The organism is Anoxybacillus sp. LAT27 (assembly GCF_022030075.1).
Lineage (GTDB): Bacteria > Bacillota > Bacilli > Bacillales > Anoxybacillaceae > Anoxybacillus > Anoxybacillus kestanbolensis.
The window spans coordinates 1-229 of record NZ_JAIWYK010000342.1; the positions used below are offsets into that span (position 1 = coordinate 1).

General features: G+C 54.6%; 1 protein-coding gene. It reads left to right on the top strand.

The window, feature by feature from the left end; genetic code table 11:
• On the top strand, nt 1–229 hold a 229-nt coding region (locus LD028_RS09715), incomplete at both ends, for a plasmid pRiA4b ORF-3 family protein (protein ID WP_237811698.1).

The window sequence follows — 229 nt, forward strand, 5'->3', positions numbered from 1 at the left end:
GACGTTCGCCGAGCTGCATCGTGTGTTGCAAGCCGCGTTTGGCTGGATGGACCAACATTTGCATACGTTTTACATGACAAAGGTTGGTGGAACGGCGCGGCTGCGCATTGAAATCGGCAACGGAGCAGCGGGGTGGGACGGCGCTGATTACGATGAGCGGAAGGAAACAATCGAACAATGGTTTGTCGAAGAAGGCGACCGCGCCCAATACGTATATGACTTTGGCGAT